Origin of the sequence: Glycocaulis alkaliphilus, assembly GCF_004000605.1 — a bacterium.
GTDB classification, from domain to species: Bacteria; Pseudomonadota; Alphaproteobacteria; order Caulobacterales; family Maricaulaceae; genus Glycocaulis; species Glycocaulis alkaliphilus.
Genome location: NZ_CP018911.1, coordinates 2703777 through 2720103, shown reverse-complemented (window position 1 = coordinate 2720103; position 16327 = coordinate 2703777). Strand labels below are relative to the sequence as shown.

The following is a 16327-nucleotide window of genomic DNA, read 5'->3' as shown; positions in this document are numbered from 1 at the left end:
GATCAGGTGTTAGCGGCCTGCACTGCAGGCCTCGGCAATGATCTCTCCCGCCCCTTCGGCGATGAGGGCCAATGCATCGGGCGACATGGCGTGCGGTGCGCTGACATACTCAGCCGGAGAGCCGGTTTCGCTGGCCTGAAAGAGATGGTTCACGCCCGGCACGGTGGCGAGGGTGGTGGGCAGTCCGGCGCGCGCCTCGCGCATGCGCTGCGCATTCACCTCGGCCAGAACCTGAAGGTCATTTCCGGCGAACATGCCGAGCACTGGCCCGTCATAGCCGCCGAGGGCGGCGGCAGGATCAAGCGCAGCGGCTTCCTGTACGTATTGCTGGCCCCAGAAGGCGGCCTGCTGGGGCGCGGCCTCTGCCGGGATGCCATGGGCGAGGAAAGCGGCCTCGACGGCGGCTTCAGCTTCACCCGGCGGGGAGGCGCGCAACGCTTCCAGCATGGCCAGCTGGCGGGCGCGCGTTGCCTCGATAACCTCCTCGCTGGCGCCCATTACGCGGTTCATCGCTTCGCCCTGCTCCAGCAGGGTCTCCTCCAGCGTTCCGGCCTGCGGGGCCAGCGCGATGATGAAATCGGGCTGGCTGGCATCTGGCAGCAGGAAGGCGATAATGCCGCCCTCAGAATGGCCCAGAATGCCGGTGCAGCGCACGTCCACGCCGTCTGCCGCGCGCAGGAAGGCCAGTGCCGCGCCTGCGTCCGAGCCCAGTTCGTGCGGGCCTGTGGCCGGGGTGTTGTCCGAGCCGCCCATGCCCCGGTCATCAAGGCGCAGGCTGGCAATTCCGGCCTCAGCCAATGCCTCGGAGAGCACGGCAAAAATCCGGTGATTGCCGATGGTGACATCGCGGTCCTGGCTGCCCGACCCGTTCAGCATCAGCACGGCCGGGTGCGGGCCATCGCCCTCCGGCAGGCGCAGCGTACCGGCAAGGCGTACTCCGGCATCGACGAAGACTTCGCTTTCTCCCGGAGCCAGTTCCGGCCCGGTGGCTTCCACGCCGCCGCGCGCCATTTCCAGCGGGAATTCTGCGCCGCCCTGCGAGAATGTGCCGGCAAGCCGCCCCTCAGTCAGGGTGGCGGTATAGCGCGCGCCCATCGCCGCCATCTGAAGATCGATTTGCGGATACTCAACGTCCAAGTTCGAGACCGGGATGGCCGCGCCACCCTGATCGACCGAGACCATGACGGCGCTATAACCGTCCTCGTTTTCCTCGATGCGCAGCTCCAGGCGCAGCTGCGCCGCGCCTACATCAAGCACCCCATTCCACACGCCTGAAAAGCGCTCATCACGCGCTTGCGCGCCGGCCGTGATGGCGATGACGGCCAGCACCGCCAGAATTGTCCGCACCATGTGTGTTCCTCCCTGTATGATCCTATAATTAGCATTGCAGCTAATTAGCGCATAGGCTAATTAAAAGCCTGTCATGGATGTATTTGATGCTCTTGCTCACCCCGTCCGCCGGGACGTGCTCCGCCTCCTGCGCGGCGGGCCGATGAGCGCTGGCGATCTGGCCGGTCATTTTGACGTATCCAAGCCGACCATGTCGCGCCATTTCGCGACACTGAAGGAGGCAGGCCTCATCCAGGCGGAGAAGACCGGCCAGACCATTCGCTACAGGCTGAACACCAGCGTTGCTGACGAAGCGGTGGCGCTGGTCATGGGGCTTCTGGGGCCGCGCAACAGGAAAGGGAGTGCAGAAGAATGATTCTCCGGGGACTGATGCTGAGCCTGCCGCCCTTTCTGATCATGCTGGCGCTGGCCGTGTGGGGCTGGGTGGCGACGCCGGAGGGCGCGCAGGTGCCTGTGCATTTTGCTGTTGATGGCAGTGTAAACCGCTATGGCTCCCGGCTGGAGGCGTTCGGTGTGATGCCGCTCATGGCACTTGGCCTGTGCGCGCTCTTTGCGCTGCTGCCGGTGCTCGATCCGCGCGGCGGCAATCTGCGCCGGTCACGCCCTGTTGTGCTGGTCAGCTGGGCTGGAGCGCTATGGCTTCTGGCGCTGGTTCAGGGTGTCATCACCCTGACGGTGACTGGCATACTGGCCGATGCGAGCTGGATACCGCGTCTTGTGGGCGTGGCGGTGGGTGTGCTGTTTGTCGGCATTGGCAATGTGCTCGGCAAGGCACGGCCCAACTGGTTTGTCGGTATCCGTACACCGTGGACGCTGTCTTCGGACCGTTCATGGGATGTGGCCCATAGATGGGGCGGGCGGCTGTTCGTGCTGGCGGGCATGGTGAGTATCGGCGCCATGCTGGTTCTGCCGCTGACGGCAGGCTTCATCGTCCTGCTGGCGGCGACGCTGGGCGCCGCCCTTGTTCCGGCGGTTCTCTCTTACTTTGTCTGGCGTGGCGATCCTGACCGGGAAACCTATAACGCGCCGCGGTCCGGAGGCGACGATCCGCAGTAAGGCGCGGCAGGGCTTGCGCGCCAGTGGCAAGAGGGCTTTATGAGCGGCGTGTGCGGCGCTAGGTTGCCGCGCTGCAACATGCCCTCTCGCGCCAAGGATCACCGCCCCATGTCCAAATCCGTCAAGAAAATCGTGCTGGCCTATTCGGGTGGTCTCGATACCTCGGTGATCCTGAAATGGCTGCAGGACCATTACGACGCCGAAGTGGTCACCTTCACTGCCGATCTGGGGCAGGGCGAAGAGCTGGCACCGGCCCGCCGCAAGGCCGAGAAGGCCGGCGTGAAAGAGATTTATATCGACGATCTGCGCGAGGAGTTCGTGCGCGATTACTGCTTCCCCATGGTGCGGGCCAATGCCGTCTATGAGGGCCAGTACCTGCTCGGCACGTCGATCGCGCGCCCCCTTATCGCCAAGCGCCTTGTCGAAATCGCCCACGAGACCGGCGCGGACGCCGTGGCGCACGGCGCGACCGGCAAGGGCAATGATCAGGTGCGCTTCGAGCTGGGCGTGGCCGCCCTCGATCCGGACCTCAAATGCATCGCGCCCTGGCGCGAATGGGATCTCAACTCGCGTACCAAGCTGATCGAATATGCCGAAGCGAACGGTATTGAAGTGGCCAAGGACAAGCGCGGGGAAGCGCCGTTCTCCGTCGATGCCAATCTCTGGCACACCTCCTCTGAGGGCAAGATTCTCGAAGACCCGGCGGAAGAAGCCTCCGACATTGTCTATCAGCGCACCAATGCGCCCGAGGACGCGCCCGATACGCCCGAATATATCACCATCGGGTTTGAGCGCGGCGACGCTGTCTCGATCAACGGCAAGCCCCTCTCACCGGCGACCGTGCTGACGAAGCTCAACGAATATGGCCGCATCCATGGCATTGGCAGGCTGGATCTGGTTGAGAACCGCTTTGTCGGCATGAAATCACGCGGCATTTACGAGACGCCGGGCGGCACGATCCTGATGATGGCCCACCGGGGTATCGAACAGATCACGCTGGATCGCGGCGCGATGCACCTGAAAGACGAGCTGATGCCCCGCTATGCCAAGCTGCTCTATGAGGGCTTCTGGTTCTCCCCTGAGCGCGAAATGCTGCAGGCGGCAATCGACCACTCCCAGCGCCATGTGACCGGCGAGGTGCGGCTGAAACTCTACAAGGGCAGCGTTACGGTGGTGGGCCGGTCCTCGCCCGCCACGCTCTACTCGCTGGCCCACGTCACCTTCGAGGAAGACATGGTTTACGACCAGAAGGACGCGGAAGGCTTTATCCGCCTGAACGCCCTGCGCCTGAAGCTGATGGCCCGGCGCAAGCGCGTACTGGGGGAGAATGATTAGGGTGCCCCTCGCCCTTCGAGACGTTCGCTGCGCTCACCCTCAGGGTGAGGGGCAGTGCGGTAATCCCTCATCCTGAGGAGGCCGAAGGCCGTCTCGAAGGACGAGGGATTACCAACATCATGTTTTTCGCAAGGGGCTGGTGAAGTCTGGCCACCGCCCGCCCCAGCCGCCATTCATGCTTGCCTTGACGGGCTATGGCGGCAAACGTTCCGCGCATGATCACACTTGCTCTTGCCCTTGCGGCCTCGCTCGCCCTGTCTGACGTGCCCGCCGCTGGCAGTGGCTCGCTTCTCGATCAGTCACAGGCCCTGCGGGCTGAAACGCGCCTGCTCGCTGCTGAAGGCGACTGGGCGGGCGCGGCTGAGGCCAATGCCGGGGCGCTGGCGCTGCAGCCGGGCCATTTCGGACTTTTGACAAATGCCGTGGCGCTGGCGGCCAATGGCGGCGATCTGGACGGGGCGCTGGATGCGCTCGAGGCGCTCATCCAGGCGGGGTTCAGCCTTGATCTGGCAGCCGCGCGCGGGCTGGAAGCGGCGCTGGAAGAACATGCACCCTCCCGGCTCGCGGCCTTGCGTGAACGGATGGCGCAGAACCTTCAGCCTGTCGGCCGGGCGGAGCGCTATCTGTCGGTGCCTCTGCCCGATGCGCTGGTCGAAACCTTCGCTGTCGATGTTGATGCAGAGCGGCTTTACCTCGGCACGGTCGCTGATGCGTCCATCTATGCGGTGCGTCTGGATGACCCGCGTAACCCTGAGCGCCTGGCTGGGCCGGAAGACGGCATGGGCTCGGTGTTCGGCATGGCGCTCGATGGCCGCAACCGCCTTCTCTATGCCGCCACCGCGCGTACCGCGCTGACACCAGAAGGCCTGCCGGGCGAGCGTGAGACGGCTCTTATCGCCTTTGACCTCTTCACAGGCGAGATTTCTGCGCGCCATACAATGCCGGGTGCCGGGCGTTTCTCCGATGTCGTGGTACAGGACGGGATCGTCTATGCCAGTGACAGTGTGGAGGGGCGGATCTACACGCTGACCGCGCCGCGCAACACGCTTGAAATCTATGCTGAAGATAGCCGGTTCGCCTCCCTGCAGGGGCTGGCTCTGGCGCAAGGCGCGCTGTGGGTGGTCGACTATGCCACGGGGCTCTGGCGCATCGATCCGGTCAGCCGGGAAGCCAGCCGTGTGGAGGTGCTCGAAGGCAGCCTGATCGGCTTTGACGGGCTGACGACCGACAGCTATGGCGAGCTTTACGGGGTGCGCAACGGCGTGCAGCCGCACGGCGTCTTTCATATCGCGCTGGAGCCATGGGGCGGCGGCGCGCGCGTGCGTCCGGTCCTGACCGGCCACAGGGATTTTGACGAGCCTACTACCGCGCGTGTGTCCGATGGCCGGCTATTCGTTCTGGCGAATGCGCAGTGGGAGCTGTTTCCCGAAGATGGCTCGCAGCCGCAGCGTGAGCGGCGCGATCCGGTTGTCCTGCACATGCCGGTGCCCTGAAATTCCGGCTTTTGATTAACCGGCATTTACCAGCCGGGAAGATTTGCCCCTCACACTGGCCCGCGACATGGCCAGACGACCAAGCTCTTCCCGCGCCGCCAGCAGCGATGCGCCCTTGCCAGCCCGTGCCGGGCTGTTTGCGCGCATGCGTGCCGTGCTGATCGGCGGCGCGATGAGTTTTCTGGGCGCACTGACCCTCATCGCCCTGTTCAGCTACAATCCGTTTGATCCGAGCCTCAATGCCGCCACCGGCCAGAATGTCAGCAATCTGGCTGGACCCTCTGGCGCCGTCGCCGCCGATCTGCTCCTGCAGACAATGGGCTGGGCCGGGGCATGCCTGGCGTTGATGGTGCTGGGCTGGGGCCTTATTCTCACGCTGCAGGGGCCCATCCGTCGCCCCTTGCCGGTTGTGCTGTTCCGTTTCGTGTGCGGCGCGTTTGCGCTTTGCGGCTTTGCCGCAGCGGTGTCGGCCCTGCCGGTGCCATTGAGCTGGCCGTTCGCATCGGGTCTGGGCGGTCTTCTCGGGGACAGTCTGTTATCGGGCGTATCCGGGCTTGCGGTGCAGGCCGAGATTGCCGGGGCCAATGCAATCGCCGCCGTGCTCGGCCTTCTGGCGGCCATTCTTGGCACGTTTTTCTGCTTCGGCCTGAACACACATGATCTGGCTGCAGCCAGTGCGGCTGCCGTGCGGGTATGGGAGACGGTGCGTGGCTGGACGCGGCGTCTGATGGATGAATTGCCGGCCAGCTGGCGCAGCGCCGATGACCGTCCGCTGGAGATATCCGGTGAGGCACGCGCCGAGAACGCGCCGGCCATTTTGCGTGGCGGACGTGCGCCGGCGGCCGGGATGGCCACGCCGCGCCGTGCAGGGCAACCGGATGCGCGCACCGCGCCGGATGTGAAGATTGCGCCGAAAGGCAAGCCGAAGCCCTCTGACCGCGAAGCGCGCGAGGCACAGGCCGCTTTGCCGTTCAATTCCGGCTCTGACTTTGAAATGCCGCGCCTTGATCTTCTGGCGAAGGCAACGCCGCGCAAGGACGAGGTGGACGCCGACGGGCTGCGCCAGAACGCCGAATTGCTGGCTGCCGTGCTGGGCGATTTCGGAGTCAAGGGCGAGATTGTCGAGGTCCGTCCCGGCCCGGTGGTGACGCTCTATGAGCTGGAACCGGCTCCGGGCGTGAAAACCAGCCGCGTCATCAATCTCGCCGATGACATTGCCCGATCCATGGCGGCTGTCGCCTGCCGCGTGGCGGTGGTGCCGGGACGCAATGCCATCGGTATCGAACTGCCCAATACCAGCCGGGAAACCGTCTTCCTGCGCACGCTGCTCTCCTCCTCCGGCTTTGAGAAGAACCGGGCCGAACTGCCGCTGGCGCTGGGCGAGACCATTGGCGGGGAGCCGTTCACCGCTGACCTGTCGCGCATGCCGCACCTGCTGATCGCGGGTACCACCGGTTCAGGTAAATCGGTGGGTATCAATGCCATGATCCTGTCGCTGCTCTACCGGCTGCCGCCGGAAGAGTGCCGTATGATCATGATCGATCCCAAAATGCTGGAATTGTCTGTCTATGACGGCATCCCGCACCTGCTCTCTCCGGTCGTGACTGATCCGAAAAAGGCCGTCGCCGCGCTGAAATGGACCGTGCGCGAGATGGAAAGCCGCTATCTGCGCATGTCCAAGGTCGGCGTGCGCAATATGGCCGGCTTCAACGAGAAAGCCGCCGAAGCGCGCGAAGCTGGCGAGATGCTCAGCCGCACCGTGCAGACGGGTTTTGACCGCGAGACCGGCGAGCCGGTCTACGAGACCGAGACCATCGAGCCCGATCACATGCCCTATATCGTCGTGGTGATCGACGAGATGGCCGATCTGATGATGGTCGCGGGCAAGGAGATCGAGGGCGCGGTGCAGCGTCTGGCACAGATGGCGCGTGCGGCCGGTATCCATGTCATCATGGCCACCCAGCGCCCGTCGGTCGACGTCATCACCGGCACGATCAAGGCCAACTTCCCGACCCGGATCAGCTATCAGGTCACTTCCAAGATCGATTCACGCACCATTCTGGGCGAGCAGGGGGCCGAACAGCTCCTCGGTCAGGGCGATCTGCTGCTGATGGCTGGCGGCGGGCGGATACGCCGCCTGCACGGGCCGTTTGTCTCCGACCGCGAGGTGGAAGAGGTCGCCAGCTTCCTCAAAAAGCAGCGCGCGCCGGAATATCTCGATGCCGTCACCGAGGATCTCGATGAAGAGGGCGGTATTCCCGGTCTCGATGGCGGGGAGAGCGGCTCGGGCGATGATCTCTTCGACCAGGCTGTCGCAGTGGTGGCGCGCGACCGCAAGGCCTCGACCAGCTATATCCAGCGCCGCCTGCAGATCGGCTATAACCGCGCCGCCTCGCTCATCGAGCGCATGGAAGATGAGGGCATGATCGGCCCTGCCGACCATTCGGGAAAACGCGAGATCTACCTCCCGGAGCGGGAGCGGGTTTAAGCAGGTAAGGCTGTACACCCTGATGTCTCCCCCGTTTACGGGGGGAGTGCCCCTGAAAGGGGCGAGGGGGGGATAATCGAAACAAACTCCCCCTCCGGTCCTTCGGACCACCTCCCCCGTAAACGGGGGAGGACATCACCTTGCCGCAACCAACCCCACCCCGCCCTTGCCCTAACCGCCGCCTCCGGCTAGCTCCCCTTCCATGACAACGCCGGTAAAACCCCGCCCCCGCAAGAAGCCCGTCCCGCGTGCGATCCCGCGCGCCGAGGCGGCGGCGATCTTCGAGACGCTGTCGCGCATCATGCCCGAACCGAAGACGGAGCTGGAATACACTAATCCGTTCACGCTGGTCGTCGCCGTCGCCCTGTCCGCGCAGGCAACCGATGTCGGGGTGAACAAGGCGACCCGCCGCCTGTTTGCGGTAGCAGATACGCCGGAAAAAATGCTGGCGCTCGGCGAGGACGCAGTACGCGAGCACATCAAGACGATCGGGCTGTTCCGCAACAAGGCGAAGAATGTCATCGCGCTTTCGCGCATGATTATCGAGGAGTTTGGCGGCGAGGTGCCGCAGACCCGCGAGGAGCTGGTCCGTCTTCCGGGCGTCGGCCGCAAGACGGCCAATGTGGTGCTCAACGAGGCGTTCGGTCAGCATACGATTGCCGTCGATACGCATATCTTCCGGGTCTCCAACCGCACGAAACTGGCACCCGGCAAGACGCCTGACGCGGTGGAGGCCGGGCTGGAGCGCATCACGCCGAGCGAATACCTCAAGGGCGCGCATCACTGGCTGATCCTGCACGGGCGCTATGTCTGCAAGGCGCGAAAGCCTGAATGCTGGCGCTGCGCGATTGCGGATTATTGCCGTTTCAAGCCGAAAACGCCCCAGCCGGGCCAAGGCTGAGCCGTGCTCGCACGCGGTGCGATTTGAGACGCATGGTCAAGTGATTGCCGCAATTTTGAGACGCCTGTCCTAACGGCGGGGCGAGGTCACGGTTAATTTCTTTCTATCAGAAATTACGCCGTTCAAGGCGGTGCGGGCCAACAGGCTCTTGGTGGGGAGATCATCATGACAATTTCAACAAACCCTCTGGCAGGGATTGATACCCGTGTGCGCGGGACACGCGCGTTCGCGGGCGTCTCCGCCCTCGCCCTGATTGCGGCGAGCGCGTCGGCGGTGACGCTGGCGGGCACGTCTGCGGCGTCTGCCCAGGTTCAGAGTGTGATATGCATCGACGTGAATACAGGTACCGATGCCGGTGCGAGCGCAACGGGCGACTACGCAACAGCGTGCGGTGCCTCATCGGAAGCCAGTGGCGAAGGTGCGGTGGCCTTCGGCTATGCGGCCGTCGCCAGTGAAATGCAGAGCTCCGCCATTGGCATGAACGCGCGGGCGTTCGGCATTGGCTCTACCGCCATTGGCAATTCCGCTCGTGCGGAAGCGTTAGGTGGCTTGGCCGTCGGTGCGTTTGCCGTGTCGCAGAATGAGGGCGCTTTGGCGATCGGCGCCCTAAGTCTCGCCATGGCTGACAGAGGTGTAGCGCTGGGATATGAAGCTCAGGTAAGCGGTGAAGGCGCGGTATCTGTGGGCGCTCAAGCCGATGCCAGCGCGGAGAGTGCTGTTGCCGTAGGCAATATGGCCTCGGCGTCTGGCGAAAGTTCGACAGCTCTCGGAGCGATGTCATCGGCGCAAGGCGCGGGCTCTCTGGCTCTCGGCGCAATGAGCCAGGCGAATGGGGATGGGTCCATTGCCCAGGGCCTTGGCGCCGTGGCCGACGCCGATGCCGCAATCGCTCTGGGGTCAAGTGCTAGCGCAACGGGCGTGTCTTCTACTGCTATCGGCACTGCCGCCAATGCCAGCGGACTGAGCAGTATCGCTCTTGGCGGTGCATCCATAGCGTCCCACGCCAACACCATCGCGTTTGGTGCGGAGGCGCGCGCGCAGGCTAACCATGCCCATGCCCTCGGTCATGGTGCCTGGGCGATGGAAGAAGATGCTCTGGCGGTCGGGCCGGAATCCTACGCGCTGGGCTTTCGCTCAATCGCGGTTGGCCGTCTGTCGCAGGTGCAGGAAGAGGGCGGCATCGCCATCGGCCATTCGGCCTTCTCCCAGAATGAAGGTGGCACGGTTGTCGGCACCCAGGCACAGGCCATCGGTGACGGGGCCAGCAGTTTTGGCGCCGTTGCGGTTGCCAACGGATTCGGTGCATCCGCCTTCGGCATGTTCGCGCACGCCACGGGGCAGGGCGCGACATCAATCGGTGCTGACAGTGACGCGGAGGCCGATTTCTCGACGGCTGTCGGTTCTGGCGCGGTGGCAGAAGCCATTGGATCCACCGCTCTGGGGTCGGGCGCCGATGCAACTGGCGAGCGCGCTATCGCGGTGGGGCATGAGGCTGACGCCTCGGCCAATGACGCTATCGCATTGGGCCATGAATCCACCGCCAGCGGCCTGTTTTCGATGGCCTTCGGTCAGGGTGCCACGTCCTCCGGCTTCAACACTATTGCGCTGGGCGCATCCTCCAATGCCTCGGCGACGGGCGCGATGGCCTTTGGTGCCCTTGCGCAGGCGAGTGGCACGTCTGGTGTCGCGCTCGGCTTCCAGGCCAATGCGAGTGCGCTCAACACGCTGGCGCTGGGCCGCAGCGCCGTTGCGAGCGGGAGCGAAGCGGTTGCCATTGGTGCGTCCGCTTCTGCAAGTGGGCTTTACGGCCTGGCGTTCGGGCAGGGTGCGGACGCGCACAACTTCAATTCAATCGCCTTTGGCCGGAGCGCATCGGCGACGGCGGACAATGCCGTTGCCATCGGTGCCTTTTCCGAAGCGGATGAAGAGTACACCGTCTCGTTCGGCTCCATCACCAATGAGCGCCGTCTGGTGAACGTTGCCGACGGCATTGCTGACACCGACGCCGTGACCGTGGCCCAGCTCAACGCTGCAACTGGTGGAGCGGGCTTTGACATGTCGGTCTTCGGAAGCGATATCGCCAGCTTCTTCGGGGGCGGGGCGGCCTATGCTGCCGGTGCGTTCACTCACCCAACCTATATTATTCAGGGCACCAGTTTTGGTGATGTCGGCAGCGCGTTCGCGGCGCTGGACGGCAAGGTCACGGAGAACGCGACCGAGATACAGGCGATCAAGGACGCTGCACCGCCATCGGGCGACACGTCGGCTCAAGTGGCAGCACTGCAGGCCCAGATCGAGGCCCTTCAGGCCCAGATGCAGGCGCAGATGGAGGCGCTTCAGCAAGCCTCGACGCAGCTTGCCGAGCTGCAGACCGGCGGCGTGCAGGGCGGCCAGACGAGTTCCGGCAATGATATTGCCATCGGTTCGGGCGCGCAGGCTGGCTCCCAGGATGCGGGCGGCGCGGGGCTGGCATCTGCGGGGGATATGAGCCCGGCACAGACCGGCTCAGGCTCGATTGCCATCGGCGTCAATGCGCAGGCAACGAATGCGAATGCCATTGCCATCGGATCGGGCGCGGAGACCACACGCGACAATCAGGTGGTGATCGGGACGTCCAGCAACACCTATACCTTTGCCGGCATCAACTCGGCGGCCAGCCGCGCCGCGCAGTCGGGCCAGACCTATATGGTCACCTCGGATGCGGCCGGTAATCTGGCGACGATGGACTTCCAGCCCTGGTTCGACCGGGTCGACGGGCTGGAGAGCAGCGTCATGGCGCAAAGTGATCAGCTGCGTCAGCATTCTGACGGTATCGCCATGGCGATGGCGCTCAGCGGCGCGACCGTATTACAGCCGGGCCAGACCTTCGCCTTCTCGGCCAATTACGGTCACTACAGCAGCTCGGGCGCTGTCGGCTTCGGCGCGATCGGCCGCTACCGGGAGAATGTCTTCCTCAATGTCGGTGTCGGGACCGGCTTCCGCACAGGCCAGGTTTCTGGCCGGGCGGGCGTGAGCTGGGGCTGGTAGGGCTTCCGGTCTTGCGTTGAGGAGGGAAGGGCCGGAGCCACCACTCCGGCCCTTCGCTTGTCTGCAGCCCCTGGAACCGGCTGTCTCTCGGAGCGTTTCTCCTTTCACACTCCCCAAGGCGGGGTATGAAAAGGAGTAAGCTCATGCGTTCCAACCAGAAGCTGGTTTATGCAGGCGTAGCGGTTTTGCTGATTGTCATCGGCGCGGTCGGCTATGCGATGTGGCGCGATAGCCGGACCAACACGATGGAAATCAATATCGGCGACGAGACCCTGCGTATCGAAACCGAGGGGCGGTAGGAGTTCCAGCCGCTCTACCCGATGGCGCGGTGATAATGGCTGATGGCCACGCTCACTTGCGTCATCAGGGGGTAGAGCTGCTCCAGCGGACGAATGATACGCGCCTGAATCTCGGGATAGCCCCGCAAAGCCGGTGAATCAGTCGTGCTCGGCTCCTCAATGGCGTCGAGCGCGCTGAGTGCCTCGCTGGCCTCGGGGAATATCTCGTCCAGTGCGGCCACGGCTTCGGGAATGCGCAAGGCCAGCACCAGATCGATCAGGTCTGCGCGCGTGAGGTCGTGGCGCGGCGAGAAGCCCGGAAGGCGCGATATGATGAGAAAAGCCTGCATGATCAGCGCCTGCCGCACGGCGTGCAGCGCCTCGACCGCATAACGGTCGGGATCCTCGCGCCAGTCATGTCCGGCGATCAGCTGGTCAAACTTCATCAGATCGGCAGAGAGATGATTGGCCAGCCGCACCAGAGCGGTATGACGGGACTGGTCCGAGAGCCTGCCGGCAAGATCCAGAAACGCACGTTGCATGGCGGGCGAGCGCGCCCAGGCGGCGCGCCCGGTCCATTCGCTGGCATCAAACAGGCGCGCATAGCCGCGCAGCGCGCTGAGGCTGGTCAGGGTGCGCGCGCGCATCACCATGGCGATCAGGTTGGCCATGCGCGGTGAGCGCGTGATGAGATCAGCCATGCGTTCGGGTTCGGACTGGGTGGATGCCCCGATCCCGCCAGACACATTCACAGGGATGGCGAGCTGCTGCAGGGCGGCATTGTGGGGAATGGCGCGCAGCATGGAGAGGTCGAGCGCCTGCCCAGGCGCGCCGGGCCGCTTGGCCTTTCGCGAGCCGGACTTGACCAGCATGTTCGGTGCAAACGCCGTGATCGCATTGCGGTAATCGGTATTGGCGAACAGGTCTTCCTGCCAGCTTTTCAGCGCCCGGTAGATGTCCCAAGTGTAGTCGATCTCGGCATAGAACGGGTCGGCCTTGTTGCCGTCGGGAATATCCAGCGCGTGGAGGGCCGTCTGCAGGACAACCGAGTCTGCCAGTTCCTGCCGGGCGAAATGGAGAAACCCGTCCCCGCCCTGATAGCTGGTCTCATGGACCAGCGGCACGCCTGCGGCTTTGAAGCGTGAGCGGGCCCATGGCGTCAGCAAATGGTCCAGCCGCTGGATCAGGCTGCCCGGATGGGCGCCGCGTCCCATGGACTCGCCGTGCGTGTTGAAGACGACGATCTCGATATTCTTCACGCCGTGGCGCGCCAGTGCGCGCGCGACGAGTATGTGCAGGCGTTCAATGGCCAGCTCTGCGCCCGCCTGTCCCATGAACCGGCCTGCATCGGAAAAGCCGAGCTGTATGGATAGCCGCCCGCGCGTCTGAACATAGTCACGATAGGCCGGCTCGCTGATAAGCCGGTCCATCAGGCGTCCGCCGCGCTCCAGCGCGTCGGGTGTCTCGAACAGGGGTGAGATGTCCACCTTGTCTGCGACGCCGTAGAGCCGCGCCAGATAGACCGCGCCCATAACGGTGGCGGGTGTCTCGCATTCGGCCAGCAGGAAGCGGATCGGCGTGTCGGCGTCGATATGCTTGAGGAATTGCGCGCACATCATGAACTGGCGGCGTGCGGTCATCTGCTCAAGGAATACGGAGGCAAAGCTGACCGCGTGCAACTCCGCGCTCTGGGCGCGCTCGGCGGCGCGGGCGAGGGCGAGGCGGCCGAAATCCTCCTCGTCCTGCTCAAGGCCCAGATCGGCCCTTACCGCGCTTTTCAGCTGGGCTGCATTGATGCGCAGATGGATATGAGCAGCGCCAAGCCCGGCTGATGCCATTTCGGCGCGCAGGGCCGCGAGGGCTGGCTTGTTCTCGTCTGATGCGCCTTCAATGGCCTCGCCAAGCTCTGCAATCAGCGCAGTGAGTGATACCAGCCTGCCGGTATGCGGCGCTGTCAGCGCGTTGGCTGCGTGGACGACTGTGGCGGGATTATCCAGATTGCCCTCGAAAAGCGCCGCATGCTCGCGCGTCAGCGCGCCAGCCCGCTCCAGACGTGTGGCCATGTCACCCGCACCGGCCTCGGCGGCCAGGGCGGCGTAACGCTCCAGCTGGATGGCCTTCTCCTCCAGCCGGAAGGCGATCGAGCGGCCCCAGTGAATATCGGTGCGGCCATCAAGATCATAGCCGACCCAGCTCGCCAGCGAGATGAGGCCGGGCTTTAGCGTGTGCCAGCGATCAGGGAAGTGGCGGCGGGCGGTGCCCAGGATCAGCGCATCGAGCTGCGCCAGCGCGCCGCGTGCGCGGGAGATTGCCTCTTTCACCTCGCCATGTTCGCTGACAAGCGAGATGTCACTGTCCGGACCGTGCTCCAGCCGCTCTCCATTGGCCGGCGCGCCATCAACCGCCGCGTTGGCGAGGGCCAGCCGCATGGCTTTTGACAGCGCAAAGGTCGGGTGGGCGGTAAATACGATACCGGCCTTACGCCGGGTCACGGCGTCCGCAAAGGCATCAAAGCCCTGGGCTGCCAGCGTGTCCAGACGCGCCTTGAGTGCTTCCAGCGCCGCGCCGGAAAGCCCGTCAGCATGCAGTGCCCGCAAGGCGTCTGCACGGCCTGTCAGGCCCTGGTCTGCCAGTTCGCGGACGAGCGCGCCCAGCCCTTCGACCGACACCGCGCCGCGATGCAGGCCGGAGAATATCTCGTTGGCGAGGTCGCCCACCGCGTTCTTCAGAGGTGTATCCCAGTCCTCACCCCAGCCGCCTTTGAGCGCGTCTAGGCAGTAGGCGGCAAGCGCGCCGGGTGTGCCGGGCAGGCGCATGTCAGGGTAGTCCGGGCTGCTGGTCATGGGGGCGTCTTCTGCTGCGGTGATCAGGAAGGCAGGCTAGCGGAGATGCTGCGCTGCGTCATGTGTCCGCTGCGGCGCCGGCAGGCTTGGCGTAAAGCCGGTTGATATACTCCTTCAATATCCGGTCGCGCGCCTCGAACGGCATGGCATCCATCAGCGTGTTGATGGGCCGCATCTCGTCCGGCATGCCGCCCGTGCCGCCGGTGAACATGCTCTCCATGGCGTCCAGAAGGTCAGCAGGTTCCATCGCCGTGATGGCGGCGATCTCGTCTTCAGAAGGCGTGGCGACGCGATATTGCGGATCGGCACGCAGCCGTGCGGTCTCGGCGCGCAGATCGTCCAGCATGGCATCGATATGGGGCGCGTTGGCGGGGCCGACGGAGACGTGCAGATTGGCCGGGGAGGGGCCATGCGCGAACTGGGCCTGCAGGAACCAGCCCTTGGCCTTCATCGCGTCGGCCAGCGCAAATATGTCAAAGCCTTCAGCCGCAAACGCCAGAAGATTACCCGGTGGATTACCCAGCAGTTTCAGACCCTCGATCTCCCGGATGGCCGCGCACATTTTTGCCGAGGCGTCCTGCGTGATCCTGGCAAGACGCAGATAGCCATCCTCGCCGATGAAGTTGAGCGCGGCCCAAGCACCCGCAATGGGTCCGGCAGAGCGGCCTGACTGGATGGTGGGGTTGACGATTGTATATCCGGTCCAGCCCGACCAGGCGAAAATCTGGTATTTGCGAAGCTCGCCATTTGCATAGAGCACGCTGGATGCGCCCTTGGCGGCATAGCCCCATTTATGGAAGTCCAGCGACATCTGGGTGACCCCGGGCGTGGAGAGATCGAAGGCCTCTACATCCGCGCCCAGCTTGCGGATGAAGGGCAGATACATGCCGCCGACACAGCAATCGACATGGAAGAGCACGCCCGCTTTCAGCGCCATTTGGCCGATGGCGGCAATCGGATCGATAACACCGTGCGCATAGGAGGGGGCTGATCCGACCAGCATTATTGTCTGGTCTGTTATCGCCTTCGCCATGGCACCCGGCAGGGCGGTGAAGCTCTCCGGATCGACCGGGGTGATGACCGGCTTCACGTCGAAATAGGCACACGCCTTGAAGAAGGCGGGGTGGGCGGTTTCCGGCAGGACAAGCTCTGGCGCGGTGATGTGGGGTTTCGTGGCGCGGGCATGATCGCGCGCGGTTTTTACCGACAGCAATATGCTTTCAGTGCCGCCCGTGGTGAAGCTGCCCTTGGCGCCGGGCGGCGCGTTCTGCAGGTCCAGCGCCATGGCGATGACATCGCGTTCCAGCTCCAGCGCGGAGGGGAAGGAGGTGGGGTCGATACCGTTCTCGGTCAGGAAGGCCGAATAGGCTTTCTTCACGACATCCATGGCCTCGGCGCCGGCATCGTAGATATAGGCAAAGACGCGCCCCTCCTGCCAGCGCACATCATTGGCCTTGCGCGCTTCCAGCTCGGCCAGAAGCGCGTCTGCGGCGCGGCCCTTTTTCGGAAATGTCATGGATACCGGCTCCCTGATGGATGGGCGCTTTTTAAACCGC

Annotated in this window: 11 protein-coding genes; 8 read left to right on the top strand and 3 right to left on the bottom strand. The window is 64.4% G+C overall.

Annotated features, from left to right (window positions below; all coding sequences use genetic code 11):
• Positions 1-9 precede the first annotated feature (9 nt).
• The gene (locus X907_RS12905; RefSeq protein WP_127568649.1) at positions 10-1350 is read right to left on the bottom strand and encodes an alpha/beta hydrolase family protein; all 1341 of its coding nucleotides are present in this window, start codon (positions 1348-1350) and stop codon (positions 10-12) included.
• A gap of 73 nt (positions 1351-1423) precedes the next feature.
• Here X907_RS12905 and X907_RS12900 point away from each other — a divergent pair, with 73 nt between their 5' ends.
• The 8 genes from X907_RS12900 (at position 1424) to X907_RS14470 (ending at position 11949) form a co-directional block, all read left to right on the top strand.
• On the top strand, positions 1424-1705 hold the full coding sequence (locus X907_RS12900; protein ID WP_127568647.1) for an autorepressor SdpR family transcription factor: 282 nt from the start codon (positions 1424-1426) through the stop codon (positions 1703-1705).
• Positions 1702-2406, top strand: coding sequence for an SdpI family protein (locus X907_RS12895; protein ID WP_127568645.1), 705 nt, complete (start codon positions 1702-1704; stop codon positions 2404-2406). Before X907_RS12900 ends, X907_RS12895 begins: the two co-directional genes overlap by 4 nt.
• A 108-nt stretch (positions 2407-2514) precedes the next feature.
• Positions 2515-3741, top strand: coding sequence for an argininosuccinate synthase (locus X907_RS12890; RefSeq protein ID WP_127568643.1), 1227 nt, complete (start codon positions 2515-2517; stop codon positions 3739-3741).
• 215 nt (positions 3742-3956) lie between these two features.
• Positions 3957-5234 (top strand): NHL repeat-containing protein, encoded by a 1278-nt coding sequence (locus X907_RS12885; protein WP_127568641.1) that lies wholly within the window; start codon positions 3957-3959, stop codon positions 5232-5234.
• Between the two features lie 67 nt (positions 5235-5301).
• A complete protein-coding gene (locus X907_RS12880; RefSeq protein WP_127568639.1) occupies positions 5302-7722 on the top strand; it encodes an FtsK/SpoIIIE family DNA translocase in 2421 nt (806 codons plus the stop codon).
• 202 nt (positions 7723-7924) lie between these two features.
• Positions 7925-8623 carry an endonuclease III gene (gene nth / locus X907_RS12875; RefSeq protein WP_127568637.1) on the top strand — a complete coding sequence of 233 codons (699 nt, stop codon included), beginning with the start codon at positions 7925-7927 and terminating at the stop codon, positions 8621-8623.
• Positions 8624-8788: 165 nt separating this feature from the next.
• A complete protein-coding gene (locus X907_RS12870; RefSeq protein WP_127568635.1) occupies positions 8789-11650 on the top strand; it encodes a YadA-like family protein in 2862 nt (953 codons plus the stop codon).
• A 143-nt stretch (positions 11651-11793) separates the two neighbouring features.
• Entirely contained in the window at positions 11794-11949 is a 156-nt protein-coding gene (locus X907_RS14470; protein WP_170175566.1) for a hypothetical protein, read from the top strand.
• A 14-nt stretch (positions 11950-11963) separates the two neighbouring features.
• Here the strand turns inward: X907_RS14470 and X907_RS12865 are convergent, their stop codons facing one another.
• Complete coding sequence (locus X907_RS12865; protein ID WP_127568633.1) at positions 11964-14771, bottom strand: phosphoenolpyruvate carboxylase; 2808 nt, start codon at positions 14769-14771, stop codon at positions 11964-11966.
• Positions 14772-14829: 58 nt separating this feature from the next.
• Entirely contained in the window at positions 14830-16287 is a 1458-nt protein-coding gene (locus X907_RS12860; protein WP_127568631.1) for a pyridoxal phosphate-dependent decarboxylase family protein, read from the bottom strand.
• Between the last annotated feature and the right edge of the window lie 40 nt (positions 16288-16327).

Bases quoted from the DNA above. Each gene is read 5' to 3' on its own strand.
- X907_RS12905 (WP_127568649.1), bottom strand. From the start codon at position 1,350: ATGGTGCGGACAATTCTGGCGGTGCTGGCCGTCATCGCCATCACGGCC.
- X907_RS12880 (WP_127568639.1), top strand. From the start codon at position 5,302: ATGGCCAGACGACCAAGCTCTTCCCGCGCCGCCAGCAGCGATGCGCCC.
- X907_RS12885 (WP_127568641.1), top strand. From the start codon at position 3,957: ATGATCACACTTGCTCTTGCCCTTGCGGCCTCGCTCGCCCTGTCTGAC.
- X907_RS12860 (WP_127568631.1), bottom strand. From the start codon at position 16,287: ATGACATTTCCGAAAAAGGGCCGCGCCGCAGACGCGCTTCTGGCCGAG.
- X907_RS12865 (WP_127568633.1), bottom strand. From the start codon at position 14,771: ATGACCAGCAGCCCGGACTACCCTGACATGCGCCTGCCCGGCACACCC.
- X907_RS12870 (WP_127568635.1), top strand. From the start codon at position 8,789: ATGACAATTTCAACAAACCCTCTGGCAGGGATTGATACCCGTGTGCGC.
- nth (WP_127568637.1), top strand. From the start codon at position 7,925: ATGACAACGCCGGTAAAACCCCGCCCCCGCAAGAAGCCCGTCCCGCGT.
- X907_RS12895 (WP_127568645.1), top strand. From the start codon at position 1,702: ATGATTCTCCGGGGACTGATGCTGAGCCTGCCGCCCTTTCTGATCATG.
- X907_RS14470 (WP_170175566.1), top strand. From the start codon at position 11,794: ATGCGTTCCAACCAGAAGCTGGTTTATGCAGGCGTAGCGGTTTTGCTG.
- X907_RS12900 (WP_127568647.1), top strand. From the start codon at position 1,424: ATGGATGTATTTGATGCTCTTGCTCACCCCGTCCGCCGGGACGTGCTC.
- X907_RS12890 (WP_127568643.1), top strand. From the start codon at position 2,515: ATGTCCAAATCCGTCAAGAAAATCGTGCTGGCCTATTCGGGTGGTCTC.